Source organism: Saccharothrix sp. NRRL B-16348, from assembly GCF_001280085.1.
Taxonomy (GTDB): Bacteria; Actinomycetota; Actinomycetes; order Mycobacteriales; family Pseudonocardiaceae; genus Actinosynnema.
In genome coordinates, this window is record NZ_LGED01000204.1 from 101,984 (window position 1) to 128,886 (window position 26,903).

Annotated in this window: 29 protein-coding genes; 10 read left to right on the plus strand and 19 right to left on the minus strand. The window is 72.2% G+C overall.

The window, feature by feature from the left end; translation table 11 throughout:
* The first annotated feature begins 40 nt into the window (after positions 1 to 40).
* Genes ADK67_RS23600 through ADK67_RS23610 form a run of 4 tightly spaced genes read left to right on the plus strand, consistent with a single transcriptional unit; the run spans position 41 to position 2,524 of the window.
* A complete protein-coding gene (locus ADK67_RS23600) occupies positions 41 to 910 on the plus strand; it encodes a helix-turn-helix domain-containing protein (protein ID WP_053718657.1) in 870 nt (289 codons plus the stop codon).
* Positions 907 to 1,080 carry a DUF397 domain-containing protein gene (locus tag ADK67_RS49260; protein ID WP_082403708.1) on the plus strand — a complete coding sequence of 58 codons (174 nt, stop codon included), beginning with the start codon at positions 907 to 909 and terminating at the stop codon, positions 1,078 to 1,080. Before ADK67_RS23600 ends, ADK67_RS49260 begins: the two co-directional genes overlap by 4 nt.
* 34 nt (positions 1,081 to 1,114) lie before the next feature.
* Positions 1,115 to 1,579 (plus strand): hypothetical protein, encoded by a 465-nt coding sequence (locus tag ADK67_RS23605; protein WP_053718658.1) that lies wholly within the window; start codon positions 1,115 to 1,117, stop codon positions 1,577 to 1,579.
* 9 nt (positions 1,580 to 1,588) lie between these two features.
* Positions 1,589 to 2,524, plus strand: coding sequence for an o-succinylbenzoate synthase (locus ADK67_RS23610; protein ID WP_053718659.1), 936 nt, complete (start codon positions 1,589 to 1,591; stop codon positions 2,522 to 2,524).
* Here the strand turns inward: ADK67_RS23610 and ADK67_RS23615 are convergent.
* From ADK67_RS23615 to ADK67_RS23675, 13 genes are all read right to left on the minus strand, one after another.
* Entirely contained in the window at positions 2,521 to 2,910 is a 390-nt protein-coding gene (locus ADK67_RS23615; RefSeq protein ID WP_053718660.1) for a hypothetical protein, read from the minus strand. The two genes, ADK67_RS23610 and ADK67_RS23615, sit on opposite strands and share 4 nt — an antisense overlap.
* A complete protein-coding gene (locus ADK67_RS23620; RefSeq protein ID WP_053718694.1) occupies positions 2,897 to 3,553 on the minus strand; it encodes a DUF433 domain-containing protein in 657 nt (218 codons plus the stop codon). The genes ADK67_RS23615 and ADK67_RS23620 overlap by 14 nt, the downstream gene beginning before the upstream one ends.
* Before the next feature lie 74 nt (positions 3,554 to 3,627).
* Positions 3,628 to 4,542, minus strand: a complete 915-nt coding sequence (locus ADK67_RS23625; RefSeq protein WP_063797706.1) for an RNA polymerase subunit sigma-70 — start codon at positions 4,540 to 4,542, stop codon at positions 3,628 to 3,630.
* Positions 4,539 to 5,426, minus strand: a complete 888-nt coding sequence (locus tag ADK67_RS23630) for an alpha/beta hydrolase (protein ID WP_053718662.1) — start codon at positions 5,424 to 5,426, stop codon at positions 4,539 to 4,541. The genes ADK67_RS23625 and ADK67_RS23630 overlap by 4 nt, the downstream gene beginning before the upstream one ends.
* A 64-nt stretch (positions 5,427 to 5,490) precedes the next feature.
* Positions 5,491 to 6,588: a CapA family protein gene (locus ADK67_RS23635; RefSeq protein ID WP_053718663.1), complete on the minus strand. Its 1,098-nt coding sequence runs from the start codon at positions 6,586 to 6,588 to the stop codon at positions 5,491 to 5,493.
* Positions 6,585 to 7,211, minus strand: coding sequence for an SRPBCC family protein (locus ADK67_RS23640; protein ID WP_053718664.1), 627 nt, complete (start codon positions 7,209 to 7,211; stop codon positions 6,585 to 6,587). The genes ADK67_RS23635 and ADK67_RS23640 overlap by 4 nt, the downstream gene beginning before the upstream one ends.
* Complete coding sequence (locus ADK67_RS23645; protein ID WP_053718665.1) at positions 7,208 to 8,062, minus strand: FAD binding domain-containing protein; 855 nt, start codon at positions 8,060 to 8,062, stop codon at positions 7,208 to 7,210. Before ADK67_RS23645 ends, ADK67_RS23640 begins: the two co-directional genes overlap by 4 nt.
* Positions 8,059 to 10,506 (minus strand): xanthine dehydrogenase family protein molybdopterin-binding subunit, encoded by a 2,448-nt coding sequence (locus ADK67_RS23650; RefSeq protein WP_053718666.1) that lies wholly within the window; start codon positions 10,504 to 10,506, stop codon positions 8,059 to 8,061. Before ADK67_RS23650 ends, ADK67_RS23645 begins: the two co-directional genes overlap by 4 nt.
* Positions 10,503 to 11,045 (minus strand): (2Fe-2S)-binding protein, encoded by a 543-nt coding sequence (locus ADK67_RS23655; RefSeq protein WP_053718667.1) that lies wholly within the window; start codon positions 11,043 to 11,045, stop codon positions 10,503 to 10,505. Before ADK67_RS23655 ends, ADK67_RS23650 begins: the two co-directional genes overlap by 4 nt.
* Before the next feature lie 72 nt (positions 11,046 to 11,117).
* Entirely contained in the window at positions 11,118 to 12,224 is a 1,107-nt protein-coding gene (locus tag ADK67_RS23660; RefSeq protein ID WP_053718668.1) for an XdhC family protein, read from the minus strand.
* A complete protein-coding gene (locus tag ADK67_RS23665; RefSeq protein ID WP_053718669.1) occupies positions 12,217 to 13,302 on the minus strand; it encodes a vWA domain-containing protein in 1,086 nt (361 codons plus the stop codon). Before ADK67_RS23665 ends, ADK67_RS23660 begins: the two co-directional genes overlap by 8 nt.
* Positions 13,299 to 14,177, minus strand: coding sequence for an AAA family ATPase (locus ADK67_RS23670; protein WP_053718670.1), 879 nt, complete (start codon positions 14,175 to 14,177; stop codon positions 13,299 to 13,301). The genes ADK67_RS23665 and ADK67_RS23670 overlap by 4 nt, the downstream gene beginning before the upstream one ends.
* A complete protein-coding gene (locus tag ADK67_RS23675; protein WP_053718671.1) occupies positions 14,174 to 15,067 on the minus strand; it encodes an AraC family transcriptional regulator in 894 nt (297 codons plus the stop codon). Before ADK67_RS23675 ends, ADK67_RS23670 begins: the two co-directional genes overlap by 4 nt.
* Positions 15,068 to 15,139: 72 nt before the next feature.
* Between ADK67_RS23675 and ADK67_RS23680 the strand changes: the two genes are divergently transcribed.
* The gene (locus tag ADK67_RS23680) at positions 15,140 to 15,946 is read left to right on the plus strand and encodes an NADP-dependent oxidoreductase (protein ID WP_053718695.1); all 807 of its coding nucleotides are present in this window, start codon (positions 15,140 to 15,142) and stop codon (positions 15,944 to 15,946) included.
* A gap of 72 nt (positions 15,947 to 16,018) precedes the next feature.
* A complete protein-coding gene (locus tag ADK67_RS23685; RefSeq protein WP_053718672.1) occupies positions 16,019 to 16,240 on the plus strand; it encodes a PspC domain-containing protein in 222 nt (73 codons plus the stop codon).
* Here the strand turns inward: ADK67_RS23685 and ADK67_RS23690 are convergent, their stop codons facing one another.
* The 5 genes from ADK67_RS23690 to ADK67_RS23710 all read right to left on the minus strand — a co-directional run bounded on the left by ADK67_RS23690 (position 16,241) and on the right by ADK67_RS23710 (position 21,340).
* Positions 16,241 to 17,590 carry a beta-N-acetylhexosaminidase gene (locus ADK67_RS23690; protein ID WP_082403709.1) on the minus strand — a complete coding sequence of 450 codons (1,350 nt, stop codon included), beginning with the start codon at positions 17,588 to 17,590 and terminating at the stop codon, positions 16,241 to 16,243.
* Entirely contained in the window at positions 17,587 to 18,432 is an 846-nt protein-coding gene (locus tag ADK67_RS23695) for a carbohydrate ABC transporter permease (protein ID WP_053718673.1), read from the minus strand. The genes ADK67_RS23690 and ADK67_RS23695 overlap by 4 nt, the downstream gene beginning before the upstream one ends.
* Complete coding sequence (locus tag ADK67_RS23700; RefSeq protein WP_053718697.1) at positions 18,429 to 19,316, minus strand: carbohydrate ABC transporter permease; 888 nt, start codon at positions 19,314 to 19,316, stop codon at positions 18,429 to 18,431. The genes ADK67_RS23695 and ADK67_RS23700 overlap by 4 nt, the downstream gene beginning before the upstream one ends.
* Positions 19,317 to 19,318: 2 nt before the next feature.
* A complete protein-coding gene (locus ADK67_RS23705) occupies positions 19,319 to 20,593 on the minus strand; it encodes an extracellular solute-binding protein (protein WP_053718698.1) in 1,275 nt (424 codons plus the stop codon).
* A gap of 93 nt (positions 20,594 to 20,686) precedes the next feature.
* Positions 20,687 to 21,340 (minus strand): copper homeostasis protein CutC, encoded by a 654-nt coding sequence (locus tag ADK67_RS23710; RefSeq protein ID WP_231648331.1) that lies wholly within the window; start codon positions 21,338 to 21,340, stop codon positions 20,687 to 20,689.
* A gap of 129 nt (positions 21,341 to 21,469) precedes the next feature.
* On the opposite strand from ADK67_RS23710, the gene ADK67_RS23715 reads away from it, so the two are divergent.
* The 4 genes from ADK67_RS23715 (at position 21,470) to ADK67_RS51130 (ending at position 25,890) form a co-directional block, all read left to right on the plus strand.
* On the plus strand, positions 21,470 to 21,667 hold the full coding sequence (locus tag ADK67_RS23715) for a hypothetical protein (protein ID WP_053718675.1): 198 nt from the start codon (positions 21,470 to 21,472) through the stop codon (positions 21,665 to 21,667).
* A gap of 183 nt (positions 21,668 to 21,850) precedes the next feature.
* Complete coding sequence (locus ADK67_RS23720) at positions 21,851 to 22,456, plus strand: RNA polymerase sigma factor (protein WP_053718676.1); 606 nt, start codon at positions 21,851 to 21,853, stop codon at positions 22,454 to 22,456.
* Positions 22,457 to 22,515: 59 nt separating this feature from the next.
* On the plus strand, positions 22,516 to 22,938 hold the full coding sequence (locus tag ADK67_RS23725; protein WP_268997141.1) for a carboxypeptidase regulatory-like domain-containing protein: 423 nt from the start codon (positions 22,516 to 22,518) through the stop codon (positions 22,936 to 22,938).
* Positions 22,939 to 23,136: 198 nt separating this feature from the next.
* Positions 23,137 to 25,890, plus strand: a complete 2,754-nt coding sequence (locus ADK67_RS51130) for a CHAT domain-containing protein (protein ID WP_053718677.1) — start codon at positions 23,137 to 23,139, stop codon at positions 25,888 to 25,890.
* A gap of 46 nt (positions 25,891 to 25,936) precedes the next feature.
* Here the strand turns inward: ADK67_RS51130 and ADK67_RS23735 are convergent, their stop codons facing one another.
* Entirely contained in the window at positions 25,937 to 26,716 is a 780-nt protein-coding gene (locus tag ADK67_RS23735; RefSeq protein WP_053718678.1) for a phosphodiesterase, read from the minus strand.
* Positions 26,717 to 26,903 lie beyond the last annotated feature (187 nt).

Genomic DNA, 26,903 nt, shown 5'->3' on the forward strand with positions numbered 1-26,903 from the left:
GCGCTCCAACGGCATCGCTCAACGGAGTGAAAGGTGCACCGTGGTCGCGTCCTCCACCAGCCCGACCGTGCTCAAGCGCTGGGTCGCCTTCGAACTGCGCAAGCTCCGCGAGGACGCCGGCGTCAGCCGGGACGAGGCGGCGAAGGCGATCAAGGGCAGCGTGCAGAACATCGGCCACATCGAGACGGCGCGGTCGCTGCCCAAGCCGTTGGAGCTGGAACGGCTGCTGGAGCTGTACGGCGTGCCGGAGCGGTCGGAGTTCTTCCTGGAGCTGCGGACGCGCGCCAAGAAGGGCCGTGACTGGTGGATCGGCTTCGACGAGTCCACCGTTCCCGAGTACTTCAAGCTGTTCCTCGGGTTGGAGTCGTCGGCGGTGAAGATCGAGAGCTGGGACGCCATCGTCATCCCCGGCCTGTTCCAGACCCCGGACTACGCCCGCGCCATCATCCGCGACGGCGATCCGAGCCTGTCGAACACCGAGGTCGCGCACCGGGTCGAACTGCGCATCGCACGGCAGGCGGAGGTGCTGGACCAGGAAGACGCGCCCCAGGTGTGGGCGGTGATCTCGGAGGCGGCACTGCGGTTGCAGGTCGGCGGCACCGGTGTCCTCAAGGCGCAGTTGGCCCACCTGCTGGAGCGGCGCGAAGATCCGAACATCGAGCTGCAGGTTCTCCCCGCCTCAGCGGGCGCGCACACCGGAGTCGATGGCGGGTTCATCGTGCTGTCCTTCCCGAACGAGTTGGCGCATGACCCCGGTTGCGTCTACACCGAGGGCCGGGTGAAGGGCTTCTACTTCGAAGAGCCCGCTCAGGTGATGGCTTACCGGGATGCGCTGACCCGCCTCCAGGTCCGAGCGGACAAGCCGGAAGACTTCCACGGGTGGATCAAGCGGACTATGAAGGACTTGTGACCCCGAAGGAGTTCCAGTGGCGGAAGTCGTCCTACAGCCAGTCGGCGAACGGCTGTGTGGAGGTTGGCGTCTCCACCGTGGTGGGCGTGCGCGACTCGAAGCTTGGTGACCGGAGCCCGGTGTTGACGTTCAGTCGGCGGGCGTTCGCGGCGTTCCTCGCGGCCCGCTGACGTGACCCGGGTGGCACCGTTACCCCGTTGGTGGATGTGGCGGCCGGAGGCCGATCTCGACTCGATCCGCCGTGCCGCGAAGCGGAAGCGGATCTGGGCGCGGTCGACCGAGTGGGACGTGGTCCTGGCGGCCGACGCACGCGACGTCGTGCACCGCGAGCAGTTCACCGATCCCGCCCAACGCCGCCGCGCCGGCCGCCTGTGCGCGCACTTCGACGCCGTGCGCGACCTGGACGACCTCCGGGTCCCGCACGTCGAACGGCTGCTGTGGCGGGCGTTGGTGGCGTTGCGGGACAGCCAGCCGGTGCGGGAGGCGTTGGCGCGGACCGAGAACCGTCCCGGGCTGGCCGCCGCGATCGCCGAGCCGACCCGTGAGCTGGCCGAGCTGGACCGTCGGCTCGACCAGTTCGAGTCGGCGTTGCGGATCGTCGTGGAGGAGCTGGACCCGGAACTCGCGGGCACCGCACTGCGCCGGGTCGCCGCCCTGGACCCGCTCTAAGCTCTTCCGGTGCTGGTCTACTCGATCCCGATGCGCAACCGGTTCCGCGGCATCACGGTGCGCGAAGGCGTGCTGCTGGAAGGGCCCGCCGGGTGGGGTGAGTTCTGCGCGTTCCTCGACTACTCCGACGACGAGTGCGCGCCCTGGTTGGCGTGCGCGCTGGAAGCCGCGGAGCAGGGCTGGCCCGCGCCGGTCCGCGCCGAGATCCCGGTCAACTGCACGGTTCCCGTCGTCTCCCCGGAACGCGCGCACGACATCGTGGCCCGCTCGGGCTGCACCACCGCCAAGGTGAAGGTCGCCGACCCGGGCACCTCGTTGGCCGACGACCTGGCGCGCGTCGAGGCCGTGCGTGACGCGCTCGGCCCGTCGGGCGCGATCCGGGTCGATGCGAACATGGCGTGGGACGTCGACACGGCCGTGCGGGCGATCCGTGAGCTGGAACGCGCGGCTCGGGGCTTGGAGTACGTCGAGCAGCCGTGCCCGTCGATCGAGGAGCTGGCCGCGGTGCGGCGGCGGGTCGACGTGCGGATCGCGGCCGACGAGTCGATCCGGCGGGCCGAGGACCCGTTGAAGGTGGCGGTGGCCGGCGCCGCGGACGTCGCGGTGATCAAGGTCGCTCCGCTGGGCGGCGTGCGTCGGGCGTTGGCCGTGGCGGAGGCGTGCGGCCTGCCGTGCGTGGTGTCGTCCGCGGTGGAGACCTCGGTCGGCATGGCCGCCGGCCTGGCACTGGCCGCCGCCTTGCCCGAACTGGACTTCGCGTGCGGCCTGGGCACCCTTCCCCTGCTGACCGGCGACGTCACCACCGACTCCCTGCTCCCGGCGAACGGCCACCTCCCCGTTCCCGCGCACGCCCCACCCCCCGACCGCTTCACCGACTTCGCCGCCGACCCCGCCACCACCGCCCGCTGGCGTGCCCGCCTCGACCGCGTCCGTGCCGTGGGCTAGGGCCAGGTGCGTCGAATGCCCGATTCCCCGATCGCGTACACGGCGGGCCCGCCTCTCCCCACCGCGTGGTCGATCGCCGATCGCACCCGCTCGAAACGGGCCACCATCTCGTCCCGACGCAGTTGTTGGTTGTTGAGGTAGAACAGCACGGCGGAATGAACGACCAGCGGCTCACGCTCGTGGTGCCGCCCTTTGATCCGCCCGTCCTTGCACAGCGGAACCCAGCCGCGTGTCAACCCGTAGGCGAGCCACTCCTCATCCGCGACGGATTGGGCGTCGTCGGGAAAGTAATCGGCGATGCGGTGCACCAGCCAACCGGCCGCGCGCAGCCCGTCGGCCACACCTCGCCCCAAACCCCGATCGAGGAAGAACTCAAGCTGGGACACGCTGCGCGGCCCGACAGATCGCCTCGACCTGCTCGGGAGCCAGGTCGTACTCGTACGCGACGTCCTTCAGGGAGTCACCGGCCAGCCACATCTCCACGACCGCGTCGACCGGGACCCGATTCTCCTGGATGACCGGAGCACCCCAACCGAATCGGGGATCGATGATCACCGGCGCGATGTCCGGGTACTGGCGCAACCTCAACGACGAGGCGAACTCGTCATCGGAATCCCAGGCGATGTACGTCAGGTAGCGGTCGAGCACTTCCCGGATCGGGCGCTGCTGGTCCCCCACGCGGGCGAGGTCGCCGTCGGCGTAGTCCAGGAAGATGTCGACCCCGTCGGTGACGATCTTCTTCGTGGCCAGCGCGTAAGCGGTGCCGAACTCGCCGCGGACCGCCGCCGCCGCGTCCTTGATCTTCCGCTTGGTGAGGCCGAGCTCACGGAGCGATCGCAGGACATACGCCTCCACCACGGCCACGAACGGGACGGTGGGCCAACCCCGGCGCTCCGGATCGACCCGGTGCACCAGCGGAGCGCCACCCGCTTCCTCGGCCAACCAGTGGTTCAGCGTCCGCTGCGGGATCAAGAGGTGGCGGGAGGTCTCCTTCGTGGTCAGCAGCGGGTCAAGGAACCTGTCGACCACCACATCACCCCCTCCCGGCGCTTCACCGGTGTGATCCTACGGCGGGACCGGTGGTACCAGCCCGTATCCGGCCGTCACTCGTAGGTGGGGTCAGGGCCGGTGTGCTCCGCGAGCGCCGGGTCAGGGAAGACCGTCAGGCGGGAGATGCCGGTGGTGGTCGTGGTCAGGACGGCCAGGCCGAACGGGACGCCGTGGCGGTGGGCGAGGGCGGCCGGGTGGTTGTTGACGACGGTCGGGGTCATTCGCCAGTCGCCTGGTGAGCCGACGACCGTCGTCAGGAACGCCAGGCACGTTTCGCGGCCGTCGAACCAGGTCGGTGAGCCTGCCACCTCCAAGGCCGCGTCGGCGCGCAGGGCGCGTTCCAGCGCGGACAGGTCGGCGTTCTCGAAGCCCGTGACGTAGTCCGACAGCAGGGCCCGTGCCCGCGGTGACGTCGGCTCGACCACGTCGTCGGCGGTCGGTGCGACGCGGGCAAGGGTGGCCCGTGCGCGTTGCAGCGCGCTCTTCACCGACGTCACCGAAGTGTCGAGCATGTCCGCGACCTCGGCGGCCGGGACGTCCAGGACCTCCCGCAGGATCAGCACGGCCCGCTGACGCGGCGGCAGGTGTTGCAGGCCCGCGACCAGTGCCAGGCGCAGGTCGTGGCGGGAGGCGACGACGGCGGCCGGGTCGTCGGACTCCGGGGTGACCAGCGCGTCCGGCATCGGCTCCAGCCACTCCCACCGCTCTTCGCCCGCCGACGGGTCCAGCAACGACGGCAGCTCGCGGCGACGGCGGCCGCGCAGGGCGTTCAGGCACGCGTTCGTGGCGATCCGGTAGAGCCACACCCGCACCGACGACCGCCCCTCGAAGCCGTCGAACGACCGCCACGCCCGCAGGTACGTCTCCTGCACCAGGTCCTCGGCCTCGTGCCGCGACCCGAGCATCCGGTAGCAGTGGGCCAGCAGTTCCCGCCGGAACGGCTCGGTGGCCTGCTCGAACGGCGTCACGCGACCCCCAGCCTCGGTCGCGCCCACGACGCGAACCGGGCGATCGCGTCGTCGGCCTCCGGCGACCTCCCGGCGGCCATCTGGAACGTGTGGACCTGCTCGGCGAAGACGTCCAACCGCACCTCGACCCCCGCGTCCTTCGCCCGTTCCGCCAGCCTCCGCCCCTCGGTCAGCAGTGTCTCGTGCGCTCCGACCTGCACGAACAGCGGGGCGAGGCCGGTCAGGTCGGCGTGCAGCGGGCCGGCCAGCGGGTCGCGGCGGTGGCCGTCCGGGCCCAGGAAGTTCGCCGCCAGCGCGTCGACCAGGTCCTGGTAGAAGTAGCCGTCGGTCAGCGCGTTGGCGCGGAACGACTCCCCGCTCACCTCCATGTCGACCCACGGCGAGATGGCCATCACCGCGGCGGGCAGCGGCAGTCCCGCCGCGCGGGCGTTGAGCTGCGTGGTGATGGTGAGGCCGCCGCCGGCCGAGTCGCCGGCGAACGCGATGTGGTCCGCCGTGAACGACCCCAGCAGCCACCGGTAGACGGAGGTGGCCGTGTCGACCTGCGCCGGGTGCACGTGCTCCGGCGCGAACGGGTACTGGAACAGCAGCGCCCGCGCGCCCACGGCCTTGGCCAGGTGCGCGTACAGCTTGCGGTGCGTGTAGATCGACCCGGCCACGAACCCGCCGCCGTGCATGCACAGCAGCACGCGGTCGGACGCGGCGCCGTGCGGCAGCAGCCACATCGCGGGTGTGCCCGGCTCGGTGGTCTCGACGTAGTCCACCCCGCGCGGCTCGGCGGTCAGGTCGCCCCAGCTCTCCGGGTCCATCGGCCGCCCGTTGAGCCGGTCCGCCGTCCACCGCTCGTACATCGCGCGCACCGCCGCCGACTGCTCGCTCGCCATCGCCCTGCCTCCTCGATCCGTGGTGTCGGGGGTGCAGACCGGTGGCGGGCCGGAAAGGAATCGGTCAGGGGTGGGCGATCGTCGAACCCAGGCTGCGCACGATGCCGTCCGTGCGGGTCAGGGCTTCGGTGCGGCGGGGGTTGGCGGGCACCTTCGTCAGGTCCACGACGCGGATCGGCGGGCCCAGCTCGACCAGGGTCGGGATGTAGGACGCCTCCTGGACGGCCCAGCCGGACGGTCCCTTCACGAACTTGAAGCGGGTGACGATGCCCTCCTCCGTGATGCCGCGCGGCTCGGAGTGGCGGGCCACCTCGTTGCCCATGCCGTAGACGACCCACTTGCCGTTGATCTGCTCGATCGGCTGCACGGCGTGCACGTGCGTGCCGATGATCAGGTCCACGGCCGGGTCCGCCAGCACGGCCCGCGCCATCTCCTTCTGCTGCGGCGTCGCCTCGTGCTGGTACTCGTTGCCCCAGTGCAGGCTCGCGACCACGACCTCCGCGCCGGCCGCCTTCGCCGCACGTGCCGCGGCCAGCACGCCCTCCGTGGAGAGCTGGTTCGCCATCCACGGCTGCGGCAGCGGGATGCCGTTGAACCCGTACGTGAACGCGATGTGCCCGACCTTCACCCCGCGCACGTCCAGCAGCAGCGGAGTCGCGGATTCCTCCGGGGAGCGGAACGAGCCGGTGTGCTTCAGACCGGCCGCGTCCATCACGTCCAACGTCGTCCTGATCGCCGGCGCGCCCCGGTCCAGGGTGTGGTTGGACGAGGTGGAGCAGCTGTCGTAGCCGATCTCCTTCAACGCCGACGCGACCTCGGGCGGCGCGCTGAACGCCGGGTAGCCGTAGGTCGGGGCGCCGGGCGCGGACAGCGGCGTCTCCAGGTGGCAGATCGACACGTCCGCGTCGATCGCCTCGCGCAGGCCCTCCAGCAGCGGCACGAAGTTCCGCGCGCCGTCGGCGTCGGCCTGCTCGGTCAGCGCCGGGTGGATCAGGATGTCGCCGCCCGCGGCGAGGGTGAACGACGGCGCCTCCGGCACGACCGACGACGTGGTGGGCGTCGACCGCGCGGTCGTGATCACGACCGGCGACCCGGTGCACGCCGCGAGCAGGCAGAGGCAGGCGACCAGGCCGAGGACCGGTCGCCCGCCGCGCGCGTTCAGCGGTGCCGCCCGCAGAGCCTGCGCACCAGCAGCGCCACCACCAGCAGCCCGGCCACGACCGGCAGCACCCGCTTGAGCACGGGCGCGCCCGCCTTGTCGAGCAGGTCGAGCGGCTCGTCCGGCACGGCGCGCAGGTGCGGCTTGGCGGCGGTCTCCGTTGCGGTCACCTCCTCAGCTTCCGCCGGCGCGAGCCGCGTCGCCAGGCATTCCGCGAACTCGCCCGCGATCCGGCCGCTGACCTCGCTGATCAGACCCCGGCCGAGCTGGGCGGGACGGCCGGTGACGCTCAGGTCGGTGACGACCGACACCTCGGTGCCGTCGGTCGCGGACGTCAGCGCCACCGACACGGTCGCGGACGCGGTGCCGTTGCCCCTGGTGTCCTTGCCGGACGCCTTCAGCACGGCCGCGTGCACCCGTTCGTCCACGGACGTGAACTCGCCGGTCCCCTTGTACAGCAACGTGACGGGCCCGAGCTTGACCTTGACGGTGCCGGTGAACTTCCGCCCCTCGACCCCGGTGAGGGTGGCGCCCGGCATGCACGGCGCCACCTTCTCCGGGTCGAGCAGCGCCGCCCACACGTCCGGCACGGGCGCGGGGACGGTGAACCGGTGTTCGAGCTTCATGCGCTCACCGCGGCCGTCACCGCCCGCTCGGTGAGCACGCGGGCCAGGTGCGACCGGTACTCGGCGTCGGCGTTGCCGTCGCTCGGCGGGTCGGCGCCCTCGGCGGCACGGGTGGCCGCCGACGTGATCGACTCGGCTGTCGCGGGCTGCCCGATCAGCGCCTCCTCCACGCCGCGGGCCCGCACGGGGGTCGGGCCCATGTTGGTCAGGCCGACCCGCGCGTCGGCGATCCGGCCCCCGGACACCCGCAGCGCGGCGGCCACCCCCACGATCGACCACGCCTGCGCGACGCGGTTGAACTTCTCGTAGTGCGCGCCCCAGCCGGTCAGCTTGGGCACCTTGACGTGGGTGAGCAGCTCGTCGGGCGCCAACGCGGTGGTGAAGTAGTCGACGAAGAACTCCGCCGCCGGCACCTCGCGCGTCCCGGACGGGCCCACGCACACCATCACGGCGTCCAGCGCCAACGCGGGCGCGAGCAGGTCGCCTGCCGGGTCGGCGTGGGCGAGCGAGCCGCCGAACGTGCCCCGGTGCCGCACCTGCGGGTCGGCGACGGTGTCCGTGGCCAGGCGGAGCAGCCGCGCGTGCTCGCGCACCAGCGGGTCGCGCTGCACCTCGTAGTGGGTGGTCATGGCCCCGATGCGCAGCGAGTCGCCGTCGTCGTGGACGCCGGTCAGCTCGGTCAGCCCGGACAGGTCGACCACCACGGTGGGCACGGCCAGCCGCATCCGCAGCACCGGGATGAGGCTCTGCCCGCCGGCCATCACCTTGGCGTCCTCGCCGCCCGCGGCCAGGGCGCGCACCGCCTCGTCCACCGTGGCGGGCGCGACGTAGTCGAACTCGGCCGGGATCATTCCGCACCTCCCCGTTCTTCGGCGGACCTCGAGTCGAGGGAGCCGAGACCGCCGCCCGCGCCGGGCGTGGTCGGCACGCCGTCGCCGCGGCGGTGGATCGCCTTCCACACCCGCATCGGGGTGCACGGCATCTCCACCTCGGAGACGCCCATGTGCCGCACGGCGTCCACGATCGAGTTGACCACCGCGGGGGTGGAGGCGATCGTGCCCGCCTCGCCGACGCCCTTCACGCCCAACGGGTTGCTGGTCGCCGGCGTCTCGGTGCGGTCGGTGGTGAAGTGCGGCAGGTCGACCGCGGACGGCACCAGGTAGTCGGCGAGGGTGGCGGTGGTGAGCGTGCCGCTCTCGTCGTGCACCGCCTCCTCGTACAGGGCCTGCGCGATGCCCTGCGCCAGGCCGCCGTGCACCTGGCCTTCCACGATCAGCGGGTTGACGACCTTGCCGACGTCGTCCACGCACACGTAGGAGCGGATCTTCACCGCGCCGGTCTGCGTGTCGACCTCGGTCGCGCACAGGTGCGTGCCGTGCGGGTAGGAGAAGTTCTCCGGGTCGAACGTGGCCTCGGCGTCCAGCCCGGGTTCCACGCCGTCGGGCAGGTTGTGCGCGACGTGCGCGGCCACCACCACGTCGCCCAGCGCCATCGTCGTGGACGTGCCGCGCACCGAGAACGTGCCCGCGGTGAACTCGACGTCGTCCTCGGCGACCTCCATCAGGTGCGCGGCGACCGTGCGGGCCTTGGCGAGCACCTTGTCCGCGGCCAGCACCACGGCCACGCCGCCGACGGCCAGCGACCGGGAGCCGTAGCTGTCCATGCCGCGGTGTGCGACGCGGGTGTCGCCGTGCAGCACCTCGACGTCCTCGAACGGCACGCCGAGCCGGTCGGCCACGATCTGGCTCCACGCCGTCACGTGGCCCTGGCCGTGCGGCGACGTGCCGGTGATCAGCTCGACCTTGCCGGTGGGCAGCATCCGGATCGCCGCGTGCTCCCAGCCGCCCGCCGCGTACCGCAGGGCGCCGAGCACGCGTGAGGGCGCGAGGCCGCACATCTCGGTGTAGGTGGAGATGCCGATGCCGAGCTGCACCGGGTCGCCGTTGGCGCGGCGTTCGGCCTGCTCGGCGCGCAGCGCTTCGTAGCCGAACAGCTCCTTCGCGCGGGCCGTGGCGGCCTCGTAGTTTCCCGAGTCGTAGGTGAGGCCCGCGACCGTGGTGAACGGGAACTCGTCGTGCTTGATCCAGTTCCGCTCGCGCAGCTCCAGCGGGTCGACGCCCAGCTCGGCGGCCAGCTCGTCCATGATCCGCTCGATGGCGAACGTGGCCTCGGGCCGTCCCGCGCCGCGGTACGCGTCGGTCGGCACCTTGGTGGTGAACACGTTCGTGCAGGTGAACCGGTAGGCCGGGAACTTGTAGATGGCGTTGAACATGAACGCGCCCAGGATCGGCACGCCCGGCGAGACCAGCCGCAGGTAGGCGCCCATGTCGGCGAGCAGGTCCACCTTGAGGCCGGTGACCGTGCCGTCGCGGCGGGCCGAGATCGTGATGCGCTGCAGCTGGTCGCGGCCGTGGTGGGCGGAGAGCATCGACTCGGTGCGCGACTCGGTCCACTTGACGGGTTTGCCGAGGCGGCGCGCGACCAGCAGGGTCAGCACCTCCTCCGGCGTGACCTGGAGCTTGCCGCCGAAACCGCCGCCGACGTCCGGCGCGATGACCCGGATCTGCTGCTCCGGGATGCCGAGCACGGCCGCCAGCATCCAGCGCAGGATGTGCGGCACCTGGGTGGCCGACCACATCGTCACCGAGTCCGGGGACGGGTCGACGACGACCGAGCGGGGTTCCATGAACGCCGGGATCAGCCGCTGCTGGCGGAACGTGCGCTCGACGACCACCTCGGCGTCGGCGATGGTCTGGTCGACGTCGGACCCGGTGCCCGCGTCGGCCGAGTCGAACACCCAGGTCGCGCTCTTGTTCGAGCCCAGGTCGGGGTGGACGAGGTCGGCGTCGTCCGCGATCGCGCTTTCCAGGTCCAGCACGACCGGCAGGTCCTCGTAGTCGACGTCGATCAGGGACAGCGCGTCGTGCGCCTCGGCCGCGCTGCGGGCCACGACCAGGGCGACGGCCTCGCCCGCGAAGTTCACCCGGTCGACGGCCAGGGACGGCGCGGGCGGCGCCAGCATGTCCTCGGTGATCGGCCACGCGCACGGCAGGCTGCCCTGCTCGGCGGCCAGGTCCTGGCCGGTGAGCACGACCAGCACACCGGGCATCTTCACGGCCTCGGTGACGTCGATCGAGGTGATCCGGGCGTGCGCCACGGGGCTGCGCAGCAACGCCATGTGCAGCATGCCGGTGAGCTGCAGGTTGTCGGTCCACCGGGTGGCGCCGGTGATCAGCCGGGCGTCCTCCTTGCGGCGGCGGGCTTTGCCCACCTCGGGTTCGACGGTGGCGGTCATTCGCCACCACCGGTGTGCAGCGGGGCGCGGTCCACCAGCGCCGTCTCGTCCACGCGCTCCGCTTCGGGGCCGGAGCCGGGGCTCATCTTCTGCGCCGCGTCACGCACGGCGCGCACGATGTTCTGGTAGCCGGTGCAGCGGCAGAGGTTGCCCTCCAGGCCGTGCCGCACCTCGTCCTCGTCGGGGTCGGGGTTGTCCGCGAGCAGGTCGATGGCCTGCATGATCATGCCGGGGGTGCAGAAACCGCACTGCAGCGCGTGGTTCTGGTGGAACGCCTGCTGGACGGGGTGCAGCTGCCCGTCGCGGGCCAGTCCCTCGATGGTGGTGATCTCCCGGCCGTTCGCCTGGACCGCGAGCACCGCGCACGACTTCACGCTGTGGCCGTCGAGGTGGACCGTGCACGCGCCGCAGTTGCTGGTGTCACAGCCCACGACCGTGCCGGTCTTGCCGAGTCGTTCGCGCAGGTAGTGGACCAGCAGCGTGCGCGGTTCGACGTCGTCGCGGTAGTCGACGCCGTCGACGGTGACCGTAATCCGCATGAACCCTCCAAGTATGGTGGTGATGGGGGTCACAGCCGAGACTGCTCTTTGTTGTCTCGTCAAACAACCCCCTCACTTGTGGATGGAGCCGTCCGTACGGGCCAGCCGCTCACCTCCCCCGCCCCAGCGCAGCGCGATGATCTCCGCGGCGATCGACACCGCCGTCTCCTCGGGCGTGCGGGCGCCCAGGTCGAGGCCGATCGGGGACGCGAGCCCGGCCAGCTCGCCCTCGGACAGGCCCGCCTCGCGCAGCCTCCGCAGCCGGTCGTCGTGCGTGCGGCGGGAACCCATCGCGCCGACGTAGCCGAGCTTGAGCCGGAGTGCGACCTCCAGCAGCGGCACGTCGAACTTCGGGTCGTGGGTGAGCACGGCGACCACCGTGCGCTCGTCCAGCTTCCCGGCGTCGGCCTGCGCGGCGAGGTAGCGGTGCGGCCAGTCGACGACCACCTCGTCGGCCTCGGGGAACCGGCTCTTGGTGGCGAACACCGGGCGCGCGTCGCACACCGTGACGCGGTAGCCGAGGAACGCGCCGAGCTTGGCCACGGCGGCGGCGAAGTCGATCGCGCCGAACACCAGCATCCGGGGTGGCGGCTCGAACGAGTTCACGAACACCGTCATGCCCTCGCCGCGCCGCTGGCCGTCGGGCCCGTAGTGCAGGGTGCCGCTGCGGCCGGTGGCGAGCAGGCCGCGGGCGTCGTCGGTGATCGCGTCCCGGGCCCTCGCCGACGGGAGGTCGCCGGTGGCGCGGTCGGGCCGGACGACCACCCGCCGGCCCACCCACTCCGGGTGCTCCACGACCGTGGCGATGGCCACCGGCTCCTGCGCCCGGACCGTTTCCAGCACCTCGGGCAGTTCGGGGAACGTCTGCCGGTTGACCGGCTCCACGTAGACGTCGATGATCCCGCCGCAGGTCAGGCCCACGGCGAACGCGTCGTCGTCGGTCACGCCGTAGCGCTGGAGGACCGGCTGGTTCCCCCGCACCACCTCTTGCGCCAGTTCGTAGACCGCGCCCTCGACGCAGCCGCCGGAGACGCTGCCGACGACGGCGCCGTCCGCGCCGACCAGCATCGCCGCGCCGGGCGGGCGGGGCGCGGAGCTGAACGTGGCGACCACCGTGCCGACGCCGACCGTCTCGCCACGGTCGACACGGGCCGCCAGTTCGGCGAGGACATCACGCAAGTCGGACCTCCTCCAGCAGGGCGTGCAGGGTGTCGAGGCTGTGGCCGGCGAGCAGCCGGTCCAGGTGCGGCAGGACGGCGGCGATGCCGGACTGCACCGGCTCGTACCCGTCGTGGCCGGCGTGCGGGTTGACCCAGACGACCTTGTGGGCCAGGCGTTTCAGCCGTTGTGCCTGCTCGGCGAGCAGGGCCGTGTCGCCGCGTTCCCAGCCGTCCGAGCAGATGACGACGACGGCCCGCCGTGCCGCCCCGCGCTGTCCCCAGCGGTCCAGGAAGACCTTGATCGTCTCGCCGAGCCGGGTGCCGCCCTCGTAGTCGGGGACGGCGCGGGCGGCGGCGGCCAGCGCTTGTTCGGGGTCGCGGTGGCGGAGCTGGCGGGTGACGCGGGTCAGGCGGGTGCCGAGCGTGCAGACCTCGACGGGCATGCGGCGGGCGACGACGTGCGCGAAGCGGAGGAGCGCGTCGGCGTAGGGCTTCATCGAGCCGGAGACGTCGATCAGCAGCACGACCTTGCGGGGACGGGTGGCGCGGCGGCGGTGGCGCGGCCGGGTCGTCTCACCGGTGGCGAGCATGTCCTTGAGGGTGCGGCGGGCGTCGATCGCGCCTCGCCGTGCCGGTGTCCGACGCAGGGCGCGCCTCGTCGGCGGGACGGGGTCGAGGACGGCCAGCAGCTCGTTCAGGTGCCGTTTCTCGGCGGGGCTGAGCGCGGCGATGTCCTTGCGCCGCAACACTTCCACGTCACTGGCCGCGACCTTGAGCGTGGGCGCGGGCCGGTCGCGCCTCGCCGCGCCGTTGCCGAGGGCCGCCAGGTGACTGGTCTGCCGGGCGCGTGCCGCCGGCGGCACGGGCGGCACCCCGCCGAACCAGGCCGCGAACGCCGCGTCGTACCGGGGCAGGTCGTCGGGCTCGCCGCACAACGTCACCCGGCCCGCCCAGTACACGTCCTCACGCCGTGCGACGTCCAGGTGGCCGACCGCCGCGACGAACGCCTGCACCCGCTCGTGCCCGCACGCGACGCCGCCGTGCCTGAGCGCGCGGGCGAACCCCACGAGCCCGGTCGACGCCCCGGCTCCCGTCATCCCACGATTGTGCTCCCGGTCACGCTGCTGAGCACACCGGCCGACAGGGCGCGCCGGGCGTCCTCCCGGTACTTGAGGACCGCACCGAGCGTGATCGCCGCCGTTTCCGCGTCCAGTTCCGTCCGGCCCAGCGTGAGCAGGGCTTCCGCCCAGTCGAGGGACTCCGCGACACCCGGCGGTTTGAGGAGGTCGAGGTCGCGCAACCGCCGCACGGCTGACGCGACCTGGTGCGCGAGGCGTTCGGTGACGCCCGGCAGCCTGCGGCGGAGGATGGCGACCTCGCGGGCCAGGTCGGGGTGTTCCAGCCAGTGGTAGAGGCAGCGGCGCTTGAGCGCGTCGTGCACCTCGCGGGTGCGGTTGGACGTGAGGACGACCAGCGGCGGGGTGGTCGCGGTGATGCGGCCCAGTTCGGGAATCGTCACCGAGTTCTCGCCGAGCACTTCGAGGAGGAACGCCTCGAACTCGTCGTCGGCCCGGTCCACTTCGTCCACGAGCAGTACGCACGGCGCGTCTTCGAGGGCTTGGAGGAGCGGGCGGGCGAGGAGGAAGCGGCGGGTGTAGAGGGAGGCTTCGGCCTGCTCGGCGTCGACGGGTCCGGCGGCTTCGAGGGCGCGCAGGTGCAGGAGCTGGCGCGGGAAGTCCCAGTCGTAGAGGGCTTGGGACGCGTCGATGCCCTCGTGGCACTGGAGCCGGATCAGGGGCAGGTCGAGGGCTCGGGCGAGCGCGAGGGCCAGGGACGTCTTGCCGGTGCCCGGCTCGCCTTCGCAGAACAGCGGCCGGTGCATGCGCAACGCCAGGTAGGCGGCGGTCGCGATGCCCTGGTCGGGCAGGTAGCCGACGCGGTCCAGTTCGGCGACAAGCTCCTCCGGAGTCACAGGGTCGAGCCTAAGCGCCGGTAGCGGCCCGGTGCTGTGCCGTGGGCGCGCTTGAACGCGGCGGCGAAGGCGAACTCCGACGTGTAGCCGACCTGGCCGGCGATCCGCGCCAAAGGCTCGTCCGTGTCCCTCAGCAGGCGGGCGGCGGTGGTCATGCGCCACCACGTCAGGTAGGTCAGCGGTGGTTGGCCCACCAGCGCGGTGAAGCGCTTGGCGAACGGCGCGCGGGACAGGCCGGCGGTCGCGGCGAGGCCGGCCACCGTCCACGGGTGCGCGGGATCGCGGTGGACGTGGTGCAGGGCGGTGGCGATGACGGGGTCGTTGAGCGCGGCGGCCCAGCCGGTGGTCTCCGGGTTACCGGCGAACCACGTGCGCAGCAGGTAGAGCAGGAGCGTGTCGAGCAGCGCCGGGACGAGGGCGTCGGAGCCCAGGCGCGGGCGTTCGAGCTCGCCGGCGAGGAGGGTGACGGCGGCGTGCAGTTCGGGGCCGGAGACGAGCACGGTGTCCGGCAGGTCCCGCAGCAGCGGGTGGACGTGGTCCAGCTCGTACGCGCCGCACAACGTGACAGTGGTCGGGTTCGCGGGCACGGGGTGGTCGGCGGCGAAGTCCGGGTCGTTCGGGTCGCACGGCACGCTGGTCACCGGCGTCGTGGGACTGCCCGCGAGCGCGTGGCCCCGGCCGTCGGGCAGGAACACGACGTCGCCCGCGCGCAGCTCGACCGGCTCGGCGTGATCACGCAGGAGCCAGCACGTGCCCTCCAGCACCACCTGGAACCCGGACGCGCCCGGCACCGGCGCGAACCGCTGCCCCCACGGCTCCTCCCACGCCACCCGCGCGGCGACGGGCCGACCGGTGCGCATCACCGCGATCACGTCGCTGAGCACGTCCACGAAGACGATTAAACATGAATGCAGGATCTCCAGACATGGATCGTCTTCCGCGCCGGGCCTACGTTCGACACCGTGAAGAGCGCACGGATCCATGCACACGGTCGGCCGGACGTGATCGTGGTCGACGACGTCCCGATCCCCGAGCCCGGCCCGGGCGAGGTGCTGGTGGAGGTGGCCGCGACCTCGTTCAACCCGACCGAGGTCGCGGTGCGGGCGGGCGTGTTCGACCTCGCCCTGCCGCACACGCTGGGCTGGGACGTGGCCGGCACGGTCGCCGGCGAACCGGTGGTCGGCTGGATCGACGGCGCCGCGGCCGAGTACGCGGTCACCACCCCCGACCGACTCGTCCCCGCACCCCGCGCCATCCCGTTGGCCGATGCCGCCGTCCTCCCCCTGGCCGGGCTCAGCGCGTGGCAGATGGTGTTCGAGCACGGGCACGTCCGGCCGGGCCACCGGGTCCTGGTCAACGGCGCGGGCGGCGGCATCGGCGGGTTCGCGGTGCAGCTGGCCAAGCACGCGGGCGCGCACGTCACCGCCACCGCGTCCCCGCGCAGTGCCGACGTCGTGCGGGCGCTGGGCGCGGACGAGGTCGTCGGGTACGGGCCCACGGGGCGGTTCGACGTCGTCCTCAACCTCGTCGCGGACGCCGAAGTGGCCCGGCTGGGCGGCGTCGTCGTCTCCGCGACCCTGAGCGACGCGCCGGACGCCCACTTCGTCACCCGCTTCGACCCGGCGCAGCTCACCGCGCTCGTCGGCCTGGTCGACCGAGGTGTCGTCGTGGTCGACGTGTCCGAACGGCACGGCCTGGCCGACCTGCCGGAACTCCACCGCCGGGCCGAGGCGGGCGACCTCAGGGGCAAAGTCCTCGTGACACCCTGAGAGCAGGGCTCCGGGTGAAGTCAGGGTGCGTCCCCGATGCCCCGAAGACCCCTTGCGGCGCACTCTTGGGACATGACGAACGACGTGCTCAACCAAGCCACCGACAAGGTCAAGAAGCTCCGCCGCAGCCGGACCGACAAGATGGTCGCGGGCGTGTGCGGCGGCGTCGCCAAGCTGCTCGGCGTGGACGCGGCGCTGGTCCGCATCCTGCTGGTCGCCGCCACCCTCTTCGGGTTCGGCGCCGGCGCGATCCTCTACCTCGCCTGCTGGATCCTCATGCCCGAAGAGGCCTGATCACCGCGGATGACCGGGCACGCCCGGGAGCGCCTGCCACGGCCGGGGGCCGTCCAGGGGGCGGTACTCGACGCCGAGCGCGTCGAGCCGCGGCAGGTGGTGCTCGGCCAGCCGGGTCAGGAACTCCGCCACGTCACGTCCGGCGGGGCTCCAGACGACCTCGGCGAACGCGCTCAGCCGGGGGAACGCGGCGTAGTCGAGGCGCCGCGGCGAGTCGAGGTGTTCGGTCCACAGGTTCGCCTGCGCGCCGAGCACCCGGTCCGCGGCCGCGGGCTCGTACCGGTAGACGTCCTCCAGGGTCGTGACGGTGCCGACGGGGATCGGCTCGTCGGGGTGGTCGGACTGCCGGTAGTCCAGGTAGACGTGCTTTTCAGGGCACATCACCACGTCGTGGCCGCGGTCCAGCGCGGTCAGGCCGGCTTCCTCGCCGCGCCACGACGCGACGATCGTGCGGGTCGGCAGGGGTCCGACGCCGAGCACCTCGTCCCACCCGAACGGCCGCCGCCCCCGTCGGTGCAGGTGTTGGGCGATGCGGCGGACGAACCGGCCGTCGCCGCCCTCGGCCTCGTCCCCGCCCAGCCCGACGACCTCGGACGGGAACACGTCCAGCAGCTCGTCGAACACCTGCCGGTAGAAGTCCACTGTGGACTCGTCGGCCCGCAGCACGTTCGGGTTGATCCCCCAGTCCGTCCACACGCCGCCGCCGGACACACCCAGCTCCGGGTACGCCGCGATGGCCGCCTGGCCGTGCCCCGGCACGTCGATCTCCGGCACCACCGCGATGTGCCGCTGCGCCGCGTACGCGACGACTTCCCGCAGGTCGTCCTGGGTGTAGTAGCCGCCGTGGGGCCGCCCGGCCATCCCGCCGGCACGCCGGTCGCCGAACCGCGAGTCGGGCCGCCAGCCGCCGACCTCGTGCAGCCGGGGGAACTTCCGGGACTCGAACCGCCAACCCTGGTCGTCGGTCAGGTGCAGGTGCAGGACGTTCAGCTTGTGCACGGCCAGCAGGTCGACGTACCGCAGCAGGTCGTGCTTGGGCAGGAAGTGCCGCGCCACGTCGAGCATCACGCCGCGCCACGCGAACCGCGGGTGGTCCTCGATCTCGCACACCGGCAGCGTCACCACGCCGGGAGGCACCGCGCGGAACGCCGCCGGGCCGCTCAGCTGCCGCAACGTCTGCCGCGCGTAGAACTCCCCGGCGTCGTCGGACGCCGAAACCCGCACGCCGGCCGCGGACACCGACAGCCGGTACCCCTCGGCGGGTCCGGCCTCCCGCGTGACCTGGAACGTGCCGTCGAACGGCACCTCACCGTCACCGCGGGCGAACGACACGGGACGCGGCAGGATCACGACTTCACCGCCCCGGCCAGGCCCGCGACCAACCGGCGCTGCACCAGGATGAAGAACACCAGCACCGGGATCGTCATCAACGTCGAACCGGCCATGATCGCCCCCCAGTCGTTCTGATCGGGTTTCACGAACACCTGCAGCGCCAGCGGCAGCGTCTGGTTCTCCGCCGCCGAGATGATGAACGTCTTCGCGAACAGGAAATCATTCCACGCGTGGATGAACGACAGCACGCTGGTCGCCACCAGACCGGGCGCCACCAGCGGGAACAGCACCTGCCACAGGAAGCGGAAGCGGGACGCGCCGTCCAGCGTCGCCGCCTCCTCCAGCTCCACCGGCACGGCCGCGACGAACCCGCGCAGCATCCAGATCGCGAACGGCAGGCTGAACGCGAGGTGCACCAGCACCAGCGAGCCGAGGTGGTTCAGCCCGAACACCGGCGCCACGTCCCGCACCGACTGCATGAGGAAGAACAGCGGGATGGTCAACGCCTCGACCGGCACCATCTGCACCACCAGCAGCATGATCAGCATCGTGGTGCGGCCGCGGAACCGGAACCGGGTCAGCGCGGTGGCCGCCAGGAACGAGATCAGCAGGCTGAGCAGCACCACCGCGACCGCCACCACCACGCTGTTGAGCAGGTAGCGGCCGAAGCTCTGCACGGTCAACGCGCGCACGAAGCTGTCGAGCGTCGGCGCGAGCGTCCACGGCCTCGGGTCGGCCGAGATCACCTCCGACTCGGGCTTCACCGCCGTCAACGCCATCCAGTACAGCGGGAACGCCACCACGGCCGCGACGACGACCGTGACCGCTTCCGCCAGCCCCCGCGACACCCGCCGGTTCACAGCGCCTCCCCGCTCCGCCGCAGCGCACGCAGGTAGCCGAGGGTGACGAGCAGCAGCAACACCGTCGTCACCACGCCGATGCTCGCGCCCAGCCCGTACTCGGAGGCGGCGAACGCCTGCTGGTAGGCGTAGACGTTGAGCACCAGGTTGCGGCCCGCGATGCCGCCGCCGTTGGTCATGATGTAGATCTGGGTGAACACCTTGAAGTCCCAGATGATCGACTGGATCGTCACCACGATCAGCAGCGGCCGCAGCAGCGGCAGGATCACGCTGGTCGCCGTCCTGGTCGTGGACGCGCCGTCCAGCGCGGCGGCCTCCAGCACCTCGCCCGGGATCGCCTTGATCCCCGCGTACAGGGTGACCATGACGAACGGGAACGAGCACCAGATCACCTGCGCCGCGACCAGCCCGAACGCCAACCACTTGTCGTAGGTCCAGGACAGCCCGGTGGTGCCGAGCACCTCGTTGACGAACCCGAAGTTGGCGTCGAACAGGAACAGCCAGATCGTGGACCCGGCCACCGTCGGCGTCGCCCACGCGCCGAGCGCGGCCAGGAACAGCGCCATCCGCGCCCACGTGCGGACCCTGGTGGCCAGCACCGCGAGCGCGGCGCCGACCAGCAGGGTGCCGACCACGCACACCGCGGCGAACCCGACCGTCTGCCCGAGCACGGCCCAGAACCTGCTCTGCGACAGCAGGGTCGCGTAGTTGCCCAGGCCGAGGAAGGTCAGCGGCGCGCCACCGCTGACCTGCTCCTGGCCGTAGTCGAACAGGGAGATCAGCACGAGCTGGTAGATCGGGTAGCCCATCAGCCCGACCAGCACCAGCAGCGCCGGGACGAGGTAGGCGAACGCGATCCGCCCGTCGCCCTTGGCCGTCCGCATCGTCACGAGCCGAAGGCGGCGTTCATCTGGTCGGCCGCGTCCTCGGCGGCCTTGTCGAGGTCTTCGCCACCGGCGGCGACCTGCTGCAACAGCGTGGGCAGCACGGCCTGGGCGTCGATCTTGGCCCAGTTCGGGGTGACCGGCACGAACCGCGTGCCCGCCTCCAGGGTCTCGATGAACGGCTCCAGCACCGGGTTGGCCTTCGCCACCTCGGCCTGCACGTCGCCGAACGTCGGCAGGTTGCCCATCGCGTCGAACATCTTCCGCTGGTACTCCTTGCCGCCCAGCAGCCGCACGAACTGGTTGGCCAGCGTCCTGCGCTCGCTGCCCTTCATCACCCCGAGCAGGTTGCCGCCCGCGAACGCCGGCGCGATCTCACCGGCCTTCTTGCCCGGCAGCGGCACGACCGCGTACTTGCCCGCGGCGGTGGAGGCGTCGACCGACTTGCGGTTGAAGTCGCCGCCGACGACCATCGCCGCCTTGCCCGCGCGGAACGCCTCGACGCTGGCGTCGCCGCCGTTGCCCGCGCACTGGGCCGGCGGGCAGATGTCGTCCGCGATCAGCTCGGTGTACTGGCGCAGGCCCGCCTTGGACTCGGCGCTGTCGATCGCGGCGACGTACTTGTCGCCGTCCTTGCGGGCGATGTCGCCGCCGTTGGCCCAGACGAACGGCATCGCGCCGTAGGTGTACTTGCCGCCCGCGGAGATGCCGAGCAGGTCCGGTTTGGCGGCGCGGATCCGGCGGGCGAGCGGCGCGATCTCGTCCAACGTGGCCGGTGGCTGGAGGTTCAGCTCCTGGAAGACGTCGGTGCGGTAGTAGAGCGCGCGCACGCCGACGTACCAGGGCACGCCGTAGACCTTGCCGTCCACCTTGCCGGTGTCGAGGACGGCGGGCAGCAGGTCCTTCGCCTCGGGCCAGTCGCCGAGGTCGAGGTCGGCGAACCCGCCGCCCGCGACGTAGCCCGCCAGGTCGGTGTTGCCGAACTCGGCGACGTCGGGCGCGCTCTTGGGGTCGCTGAACGCGGCCTTGAACCGCTCGGCGCGGGTCTGCACCTGGATGTACTGGACGTCGACCGTGACGCCTTGGTGCGCCTGCTCGAACTCGGTGATCGCCTCCTTGACGACCGCTTCCTTCGGACCCCGGTTGACCTCGTCGAACAGCCAGACCCTCAGCTGCCCCGCCTGCTCGTCACCACCGGTGGGCGCCGAGCCGGACTGGACCGGGGCGCACCCGGCCAGCACGACGGCGCCCACGACGGCTGCTACTGCGAACCGCATCTCGCCCACCCTTCAGGTGTCCCGTGTTGCGTGATGTGCAACGGCTATTTCACGGGAAGCAACGGCGATGCTAATGTCCGCGGCGGCAAGGGTCTAGACCAGATTCGCCCAGGTCCGGACGGCGTCGGCGGACACCGGGGCGTCCCAGCCGCCTGGCCGCACCGCGCCGCCGACGTGGAACCCCGTGACGCCAACGGCTTTCAGCGGCGCGACGTGCTCGGCCTTGAGCCCGCCGCCCACCAGCAGCCGGACCGGGTCCTGCCGTGCGGCCAACCGTGCCAGCACCCCGAGGCCGTCGGCGACGCCGCGCGCGCTGCCGGCCGCGAGCACCGTGTCGCAGCCCAGTCCACCCACGACGGTCCACGCCGCCTCGGGGTCCGCCGAGTTGTCCAGCGCCCGGTGGAACGTCCACGCGCACCCGTCCAACTCGGCGACCAGCGCCGCGCACGCCGCCTCGTCCACCCGCCCGTCGGCGCCGAGGAAGCCGAGCACGAACTCCGTCGCGCCCGCCGCGCGCAGCGCCGCCGCGGCACGCCGCAGCCCGGCCAGGTCGCCGGGCGCGAAACCGGGCGCGTCGCGCAGCATGACCCGGACCGGCAGGTCGGTCGCGGAGAGCACGTCCCGCAGCACGGCGACCGGCGGCGTCAGCCCGTCCGCGGCCATGTCGACGGTGAGTTCCAGCCGGTGCGCGCCGCCGGCCTGCGCGGCCTCGGCGTCGACGGCGTCCAGTGCGATGACCTCGAGCATGGTCTGGACCATAGCCCGCGAGCGGCCGTCGTCGTCAGGAGTGAACTGTTAAAACGACCGCATGTATCTCGCGTAGAACTACTCACTCCTTACCTAATGACCGGTCCTCACCCCGACTGAGGAGGCCGCATGACCGCCAATCCGCCTGGCGTCGACGAGCTCGATCCCGTGGAACTGGAACAGCAGTTCGCGGGCGACGAGGAACTGGTCGGCGAGCTCGACCCGAAGGACGACCTGCACGACGTGCCACCCGTGACGCCGACCGGCCACCACCAGACGCACAGCGTCCCGGTGGACCTCGACGCCACGCCCGTGACCCGCAACTGAACCTCTGGGGGAGGAAGGGGTGGCAGTCGGTCGGCTTCGAGGGGTGCCGATCGGAGGTCGCCCGCAATTGGGGGGAGGCGGTCCGCGGTGCGAGGGGGGCATCGCGGACCGCCGCCGCCCGGTGGCGGCGAAGGTGTGTGACGATCAGCTTCGGCTGGGGGACGCCGAGAAGGAGGTGACGACGTGGGAGAACTGCGCACAGCCGGTGAGCGCCCACCGTGGGAGGGGCTCGACGGGACGGACCGGCACGCGGCCTGTGTCGTCGCCGCCCGCGACGGGGACCGCAGGGCCCTGGACGTGCTGGTCGCCGACCTGACGCCACTGGTGTGGCACGTCGCCCGAGGACACGGGCTGGACCGCAGCACCGCCGAGGACGTGGTGCAGACGGTCTGGCTCGCGCTGCTGCGGCACCTCGACCGGCTGGTCGAGCCGCGGGCGCTGGCCGGGTGGCTCGTCGTCGCGACGCGCCGCGAGGCCCAACGGACCTGGACACCCGCCCGTCGTGAAGCGGCGCTGAGCGACGAGCTGGCGGAACAACTGGAAAGCGAGTACGGCCTGCCCGAGGACGCCGCCCTGGTCGACGACCGGGACCACCGGCTGTGGCGGGCCTTCGGCCGTTTGTCGCAGAAGTGCCAGGAACTTCTGCGGCTCACCGTGCTGGCCGGCCGGGCGGAGTACCGCGCGGTCGCCGAAGCACTGTCCATGCCGCGCGGCAGCATCGGCCCCACCCGGGGTCGGTGCCTGACCATGCTGCGCACACATCTCGACGCGGAAGGAGGATCGCGGTGAACGACATCGACCCGCGCAATGACCGCAGAGGCCAAGAGGACACCGCTGTCCTCACTGAACTGAACCGCCTGGTGTACGAGTTGGACGCGCCCCCACCGGGGCTCGTCGAACGCATCCAGTTCGCGGTGGCACTGGAGAACCTGGACGTCGAGGTGGCCCGCTGGGAACGCGCGGGCTCGTTCGCCGGCGTGCGCGGGGGCAGCCCCGGCACCATCACGTTCACCGTGGACAACCTGACGTTGATGGTGAACTTCACCTCCATCGGCGCACGGCACCGCATCGACGGCTGGCTCGTGCCCGCGGGTGAGCACACCGTCGAGGTGAGGGTGGCCGAGCACGAGTCGAGCACCACCAAGGCAGACGACGGTGGCCGGTTCGTGCTGTCCGACGTGCCCGCCGGCACCACGCAGATCGTGGTGCACCTGGTGAACTCGCGTGGCGAGCCGGGGCGGACGGTCGTGACACCGACGATCATGTTGTAGGGACGGTTCCGCCAGACGGCTCCAGGACGGCGTCACGGTGCGTCGACCGATCGTGGACTCACGGAGAGTAACCCGTTCGGCTGAGGGATAGCATCCACTAGACGGCTTCTCGGACACGTTCTGTGTGCTGGCATTAAGGACGTGTCCGTGTCTCGTGCTGCCCTGTCGGTCTCCCAACGCACTTCGAATGATCTCGAAATGGCGGTTGACCTGCACAAAAAGGCGTTCCGGGCGGCGTCGGGCGGTCGTCCGGCCGAGGCGGTGACGCTCCTGCGCCGAGCGCTCCGTGCACTGCCGGTGACGTCGTCGAGCGTCGAAGTGACCACGGTGCGCATCCGGGTCCTGATCACCCTGTCGTACGGCGAGGCGGAGACGGACTCGGTCGAGGACGGCCTGGCGCGCCTGCGGACGGCGGCCGAGCTGATCGCCACGCTGCCCGAGGGCCCGGACGCGGTCGGCCTGCGGGCGATCGTGAAGGACCAGGAAGCCCTGATCCTGCACCGGGCCGGGCGGACCGCCGAGGCCATCGCGCTGTACGACGAGTCGGTGCGGCAGTTGGAGGCCGGGCGGGCGTCCGGCGCGGTCGGTGTCGCGACCCTGTCGACGGCCCTCATGAACCGCGGGTTGACCACCATCGCGTTCGGCCTGCCGGAGGCGGCGGAGCGGGACATGCGGCGCGCGATCGAGCTGGCCGAGGCCGAGGATCTACCGCTGCTGAAGGCGAAGGCGCTCGGGAACCTCGGCGACATCGCCCACCTGACGGGTGACATCCCGCGGGCGTTGGCGTACCACGAGCAGGCCGAACGGGTGTTCCGGCTGCTGGCGCCGGACCTGGTGGCGCGGACCCAGATCGACCGGGCGCGCGTGCTGCTGGCCGCGGGGTTGGCGGACGAGGCGGCCGGGCACCTGGACGAGGCGCTGGTCGTGCTGCGCCGGCGGCGCGTCGGCCAGGACCTGGCGGAAGCCGAACTGGCCCGTGCCGCCGCGGCCCTGCTGCAGGGCGACCCGACGACCGCGCGTCAACTGGCCGACCAGGCCCAACGCCGGTTCCGCCGACGTGGCAGCAAGTCGTGGGCCGAGTTGGCGGCGTTGATGCGCATGAGGGCCGACTTCGCCTCCGCCTCCGCCACCACCGCCCCTGCTCCCCCCACGTCCGCGGCCGCACCCACCTCCGCCACTGCTCCCGCGTCCGGGGCCGCACCCACCTCCGACGCCGCACCCACCTCAGCGGTCGTCAGCTCTGCGGTCGTCAGCACCGGGGTCGCCAGCACCGGGGTCGCCAGCACCGGGTCGTTCGTACCGGCGCAGGCGCGATCAGCGGCACTGCCCGTCGCCGTCACCCCACCCCCGACCCGTGCGTCGGCGCGGGTGACGCCGGCCCGCGCGACACGGCTGGCCGAGCGGTTGACCGCCGTCGGGCTGACCGACGAGGCCTCCGTCGCCAGGCTCCTGGCGGTGCGGATGGCGATCCGGCGCGGCGACACCAAGGCCGCGCGCACGGTGCTCGACCAGGTCCCGGCGCCGGGCCCCATCACGCCGATCGACCACCGGATGCTGCTGCGGCTGTGCCGCGCCGAGTTGGCCGTCGCCGTCGGCGAGCCGGGGCCGGCGTTGCGCGAGGCGGAGGAGGGCCTGGCCGAGCTGGGCCGCGTCCGTGACCGGATGGGTGGTCTCGACCTGCTGTGCGGCACCGCCGTGCACGGCCGTGAGCTGGGCGAACTCGCCGTCGGGCTGGTGCTGGAGCACGACGGCGACGCGGAGGCGGCGTTCGACTGGTTGGAGCGGACGCGGGCTCAGGTGTACCGGTACGAGCCGTTGCCGGCGATCGACGACCCGGTGCTGGCGCGGCGGGTGGCGCAGTCGCGGTCGTTGTCGCGGGCGGTGCAGCAGGCGCGGTTGGACGGTCGGCCGGTGGCGGAGCTGGAGGAGCGGCTGGACGCGTTGCAGCGCGAGGTCGCTCGGCTCGGGTGGCACACGAGCGTCTGGGGCCGGCCGCGGCCGGTGCGCGGGGTGGCCGAGGTGCGTGCCGCTTTGGGTGAACGCGCGATGGTGAGCTTCGTGACGCACGGTGACGTGCTGTCGGCGGTGGTGCTGGTGGCGGGTGAGGCGACGCTGGTGCGGCTGGGGCGTGCCGCGCAGGTGTTCGAGTCGGTGCGGCAGCTGCACGCCGACGTGGACGTGCTCGGGCCGGACCACCTGTCGCCGCTGCTCGTGGCGTCGGTGACGGCGTCGGCGGCGCGGCGGGCGGAGCGGTTGGACGAGGCGTTGTTCGGGCCGTTGGCGGGGTTGATCGGTCGGCGCGAGCTGGTCGTCGTGCCGACCGGTGACCTGTACGCGGTGCCGTGGAACAGCCTGCCGTCGCTGCACGGACGCCCGATCGTGGTAGCCCCGTCGGCGACCGCGTGGCTGAACGCGAGGTCGGCGCGGACGTCGGCGACGCGGGTCGTGCTGGTCGCCGGGCCGAACCTGCCCGAGGTGGTCGGCGAGGTGAGCGACCTGCGCGGCACGTACCCCGACGCGGTGACGGCGGAAGCGGTGAGTGACGTCCTGGCCGCCCTGGACGGCGCCCGTTTGGCGCACATCGCGGCGCACGGCGAGCACGTCGCCGACAACGCCCTGTTCTCCCGCTTGGAGCTGGTCGACGGCCCGCTGTTCGCCCACGAGACCGCCCGCCTCGGCACCACACCCGAACAAGTGATCCTCGCCGCGTGCTCCCTCGCGCTGAGTCACATCCGGCCGGGCGACGAGGCGCTGGGTTTCGCGGGCGCCCTGCTGGCGAGCGGGTCGCGCACCGTCGTGGCCGCGGTCAACCAGGTGGGCGACCGGGCCGCCGCGGTGACCATGGGGACGTTCCACAAGCTCCTCGCGGACGGCAAACCGGTGTCCCACGCCCTCGCCGAAGCCACCGCCGCGGACCCTCTGCGTCGCCCGTTCGTGTGTTTCGGGGCCTGAACTTTCTGCAACCAGACCCCCACACGATCCCGTGAATCCCGCCCCTTCAGAACGCCCCGATCACCGCCCCCGCCTCACTCACCGCAACCGTGTGCGTGGCGAACCCGGACTCGGTCGCGACGTGCAGCAGGAACCCGGTGGGCTCCGCGAGGTACCCGGTCTGGCGGTCGGCGCGGAGCGTCAACGACGTCTGGCGGTACGTGCTGGGCGCCACCGCCACCGCCGTGCCCGCGAACGGCACGCTGATCGCCCGGTGCACGTGCCCGGTCAGCACGCGGGCCACGTTGCCGTGCCTCGCGAGGACCGCGCCCAACGCCGCCCCGTCATCCAGCCTCATGCCGTCGAGCATCGGGATGCCCACGGCCACCGGCGGGTGGTGCAGGCAGACGAAGGCGGGCACGTCAGGCCGCTGGGCGAGCACGTCGTCCAGCCACGACAACTGCTCGTCGCCAACGTGCCCGGCCGGACTGTCCGCCACCCAGGAATCCAGCACGACCACCGTGAACCCCTGATGCGCCACCGCGTAGTGCGTCGACATCCCGCCGCCGAGGAAGGACGACCCACCGAACACCTCGAGCAACGCCGCCGGGTCGTCGTGGTTGCCGGTCGTCAGGTGCAACGGCAGCGGAAACGCACCAATCACCTCACGCAACTGCATATACGCCCCAACGTTCCCGTGCTCCGTGAGGTCGCCGGTGATCACCACGCAATCCGGCCGGGGATCCAACGCGAGCACCCGCCCCAACGCGCGGTGCAAGGACGCGGCCGGTTCGGCGGCCAAGGCATCGGTCCGCAGGTGCGGGTCGCTCAGGTGCGCGATGAGCACGTGGTCAGCTCCAGTCCTCGAGTGCCGGCAAGCGATGTCGGGTAGGCCGTGTCGGGCAAGCAATCGGGTCCGCCGTGTGGGCGAGCGGTCAGCTCCGGCCGGCGAGGTCGGGTCGTGCCGAGTCCGGCGAGTCCGGTCCGGGTCGGCGGCCAGCGGTCGGGCGGGTCAACGGGAGCAGGACAGGGGC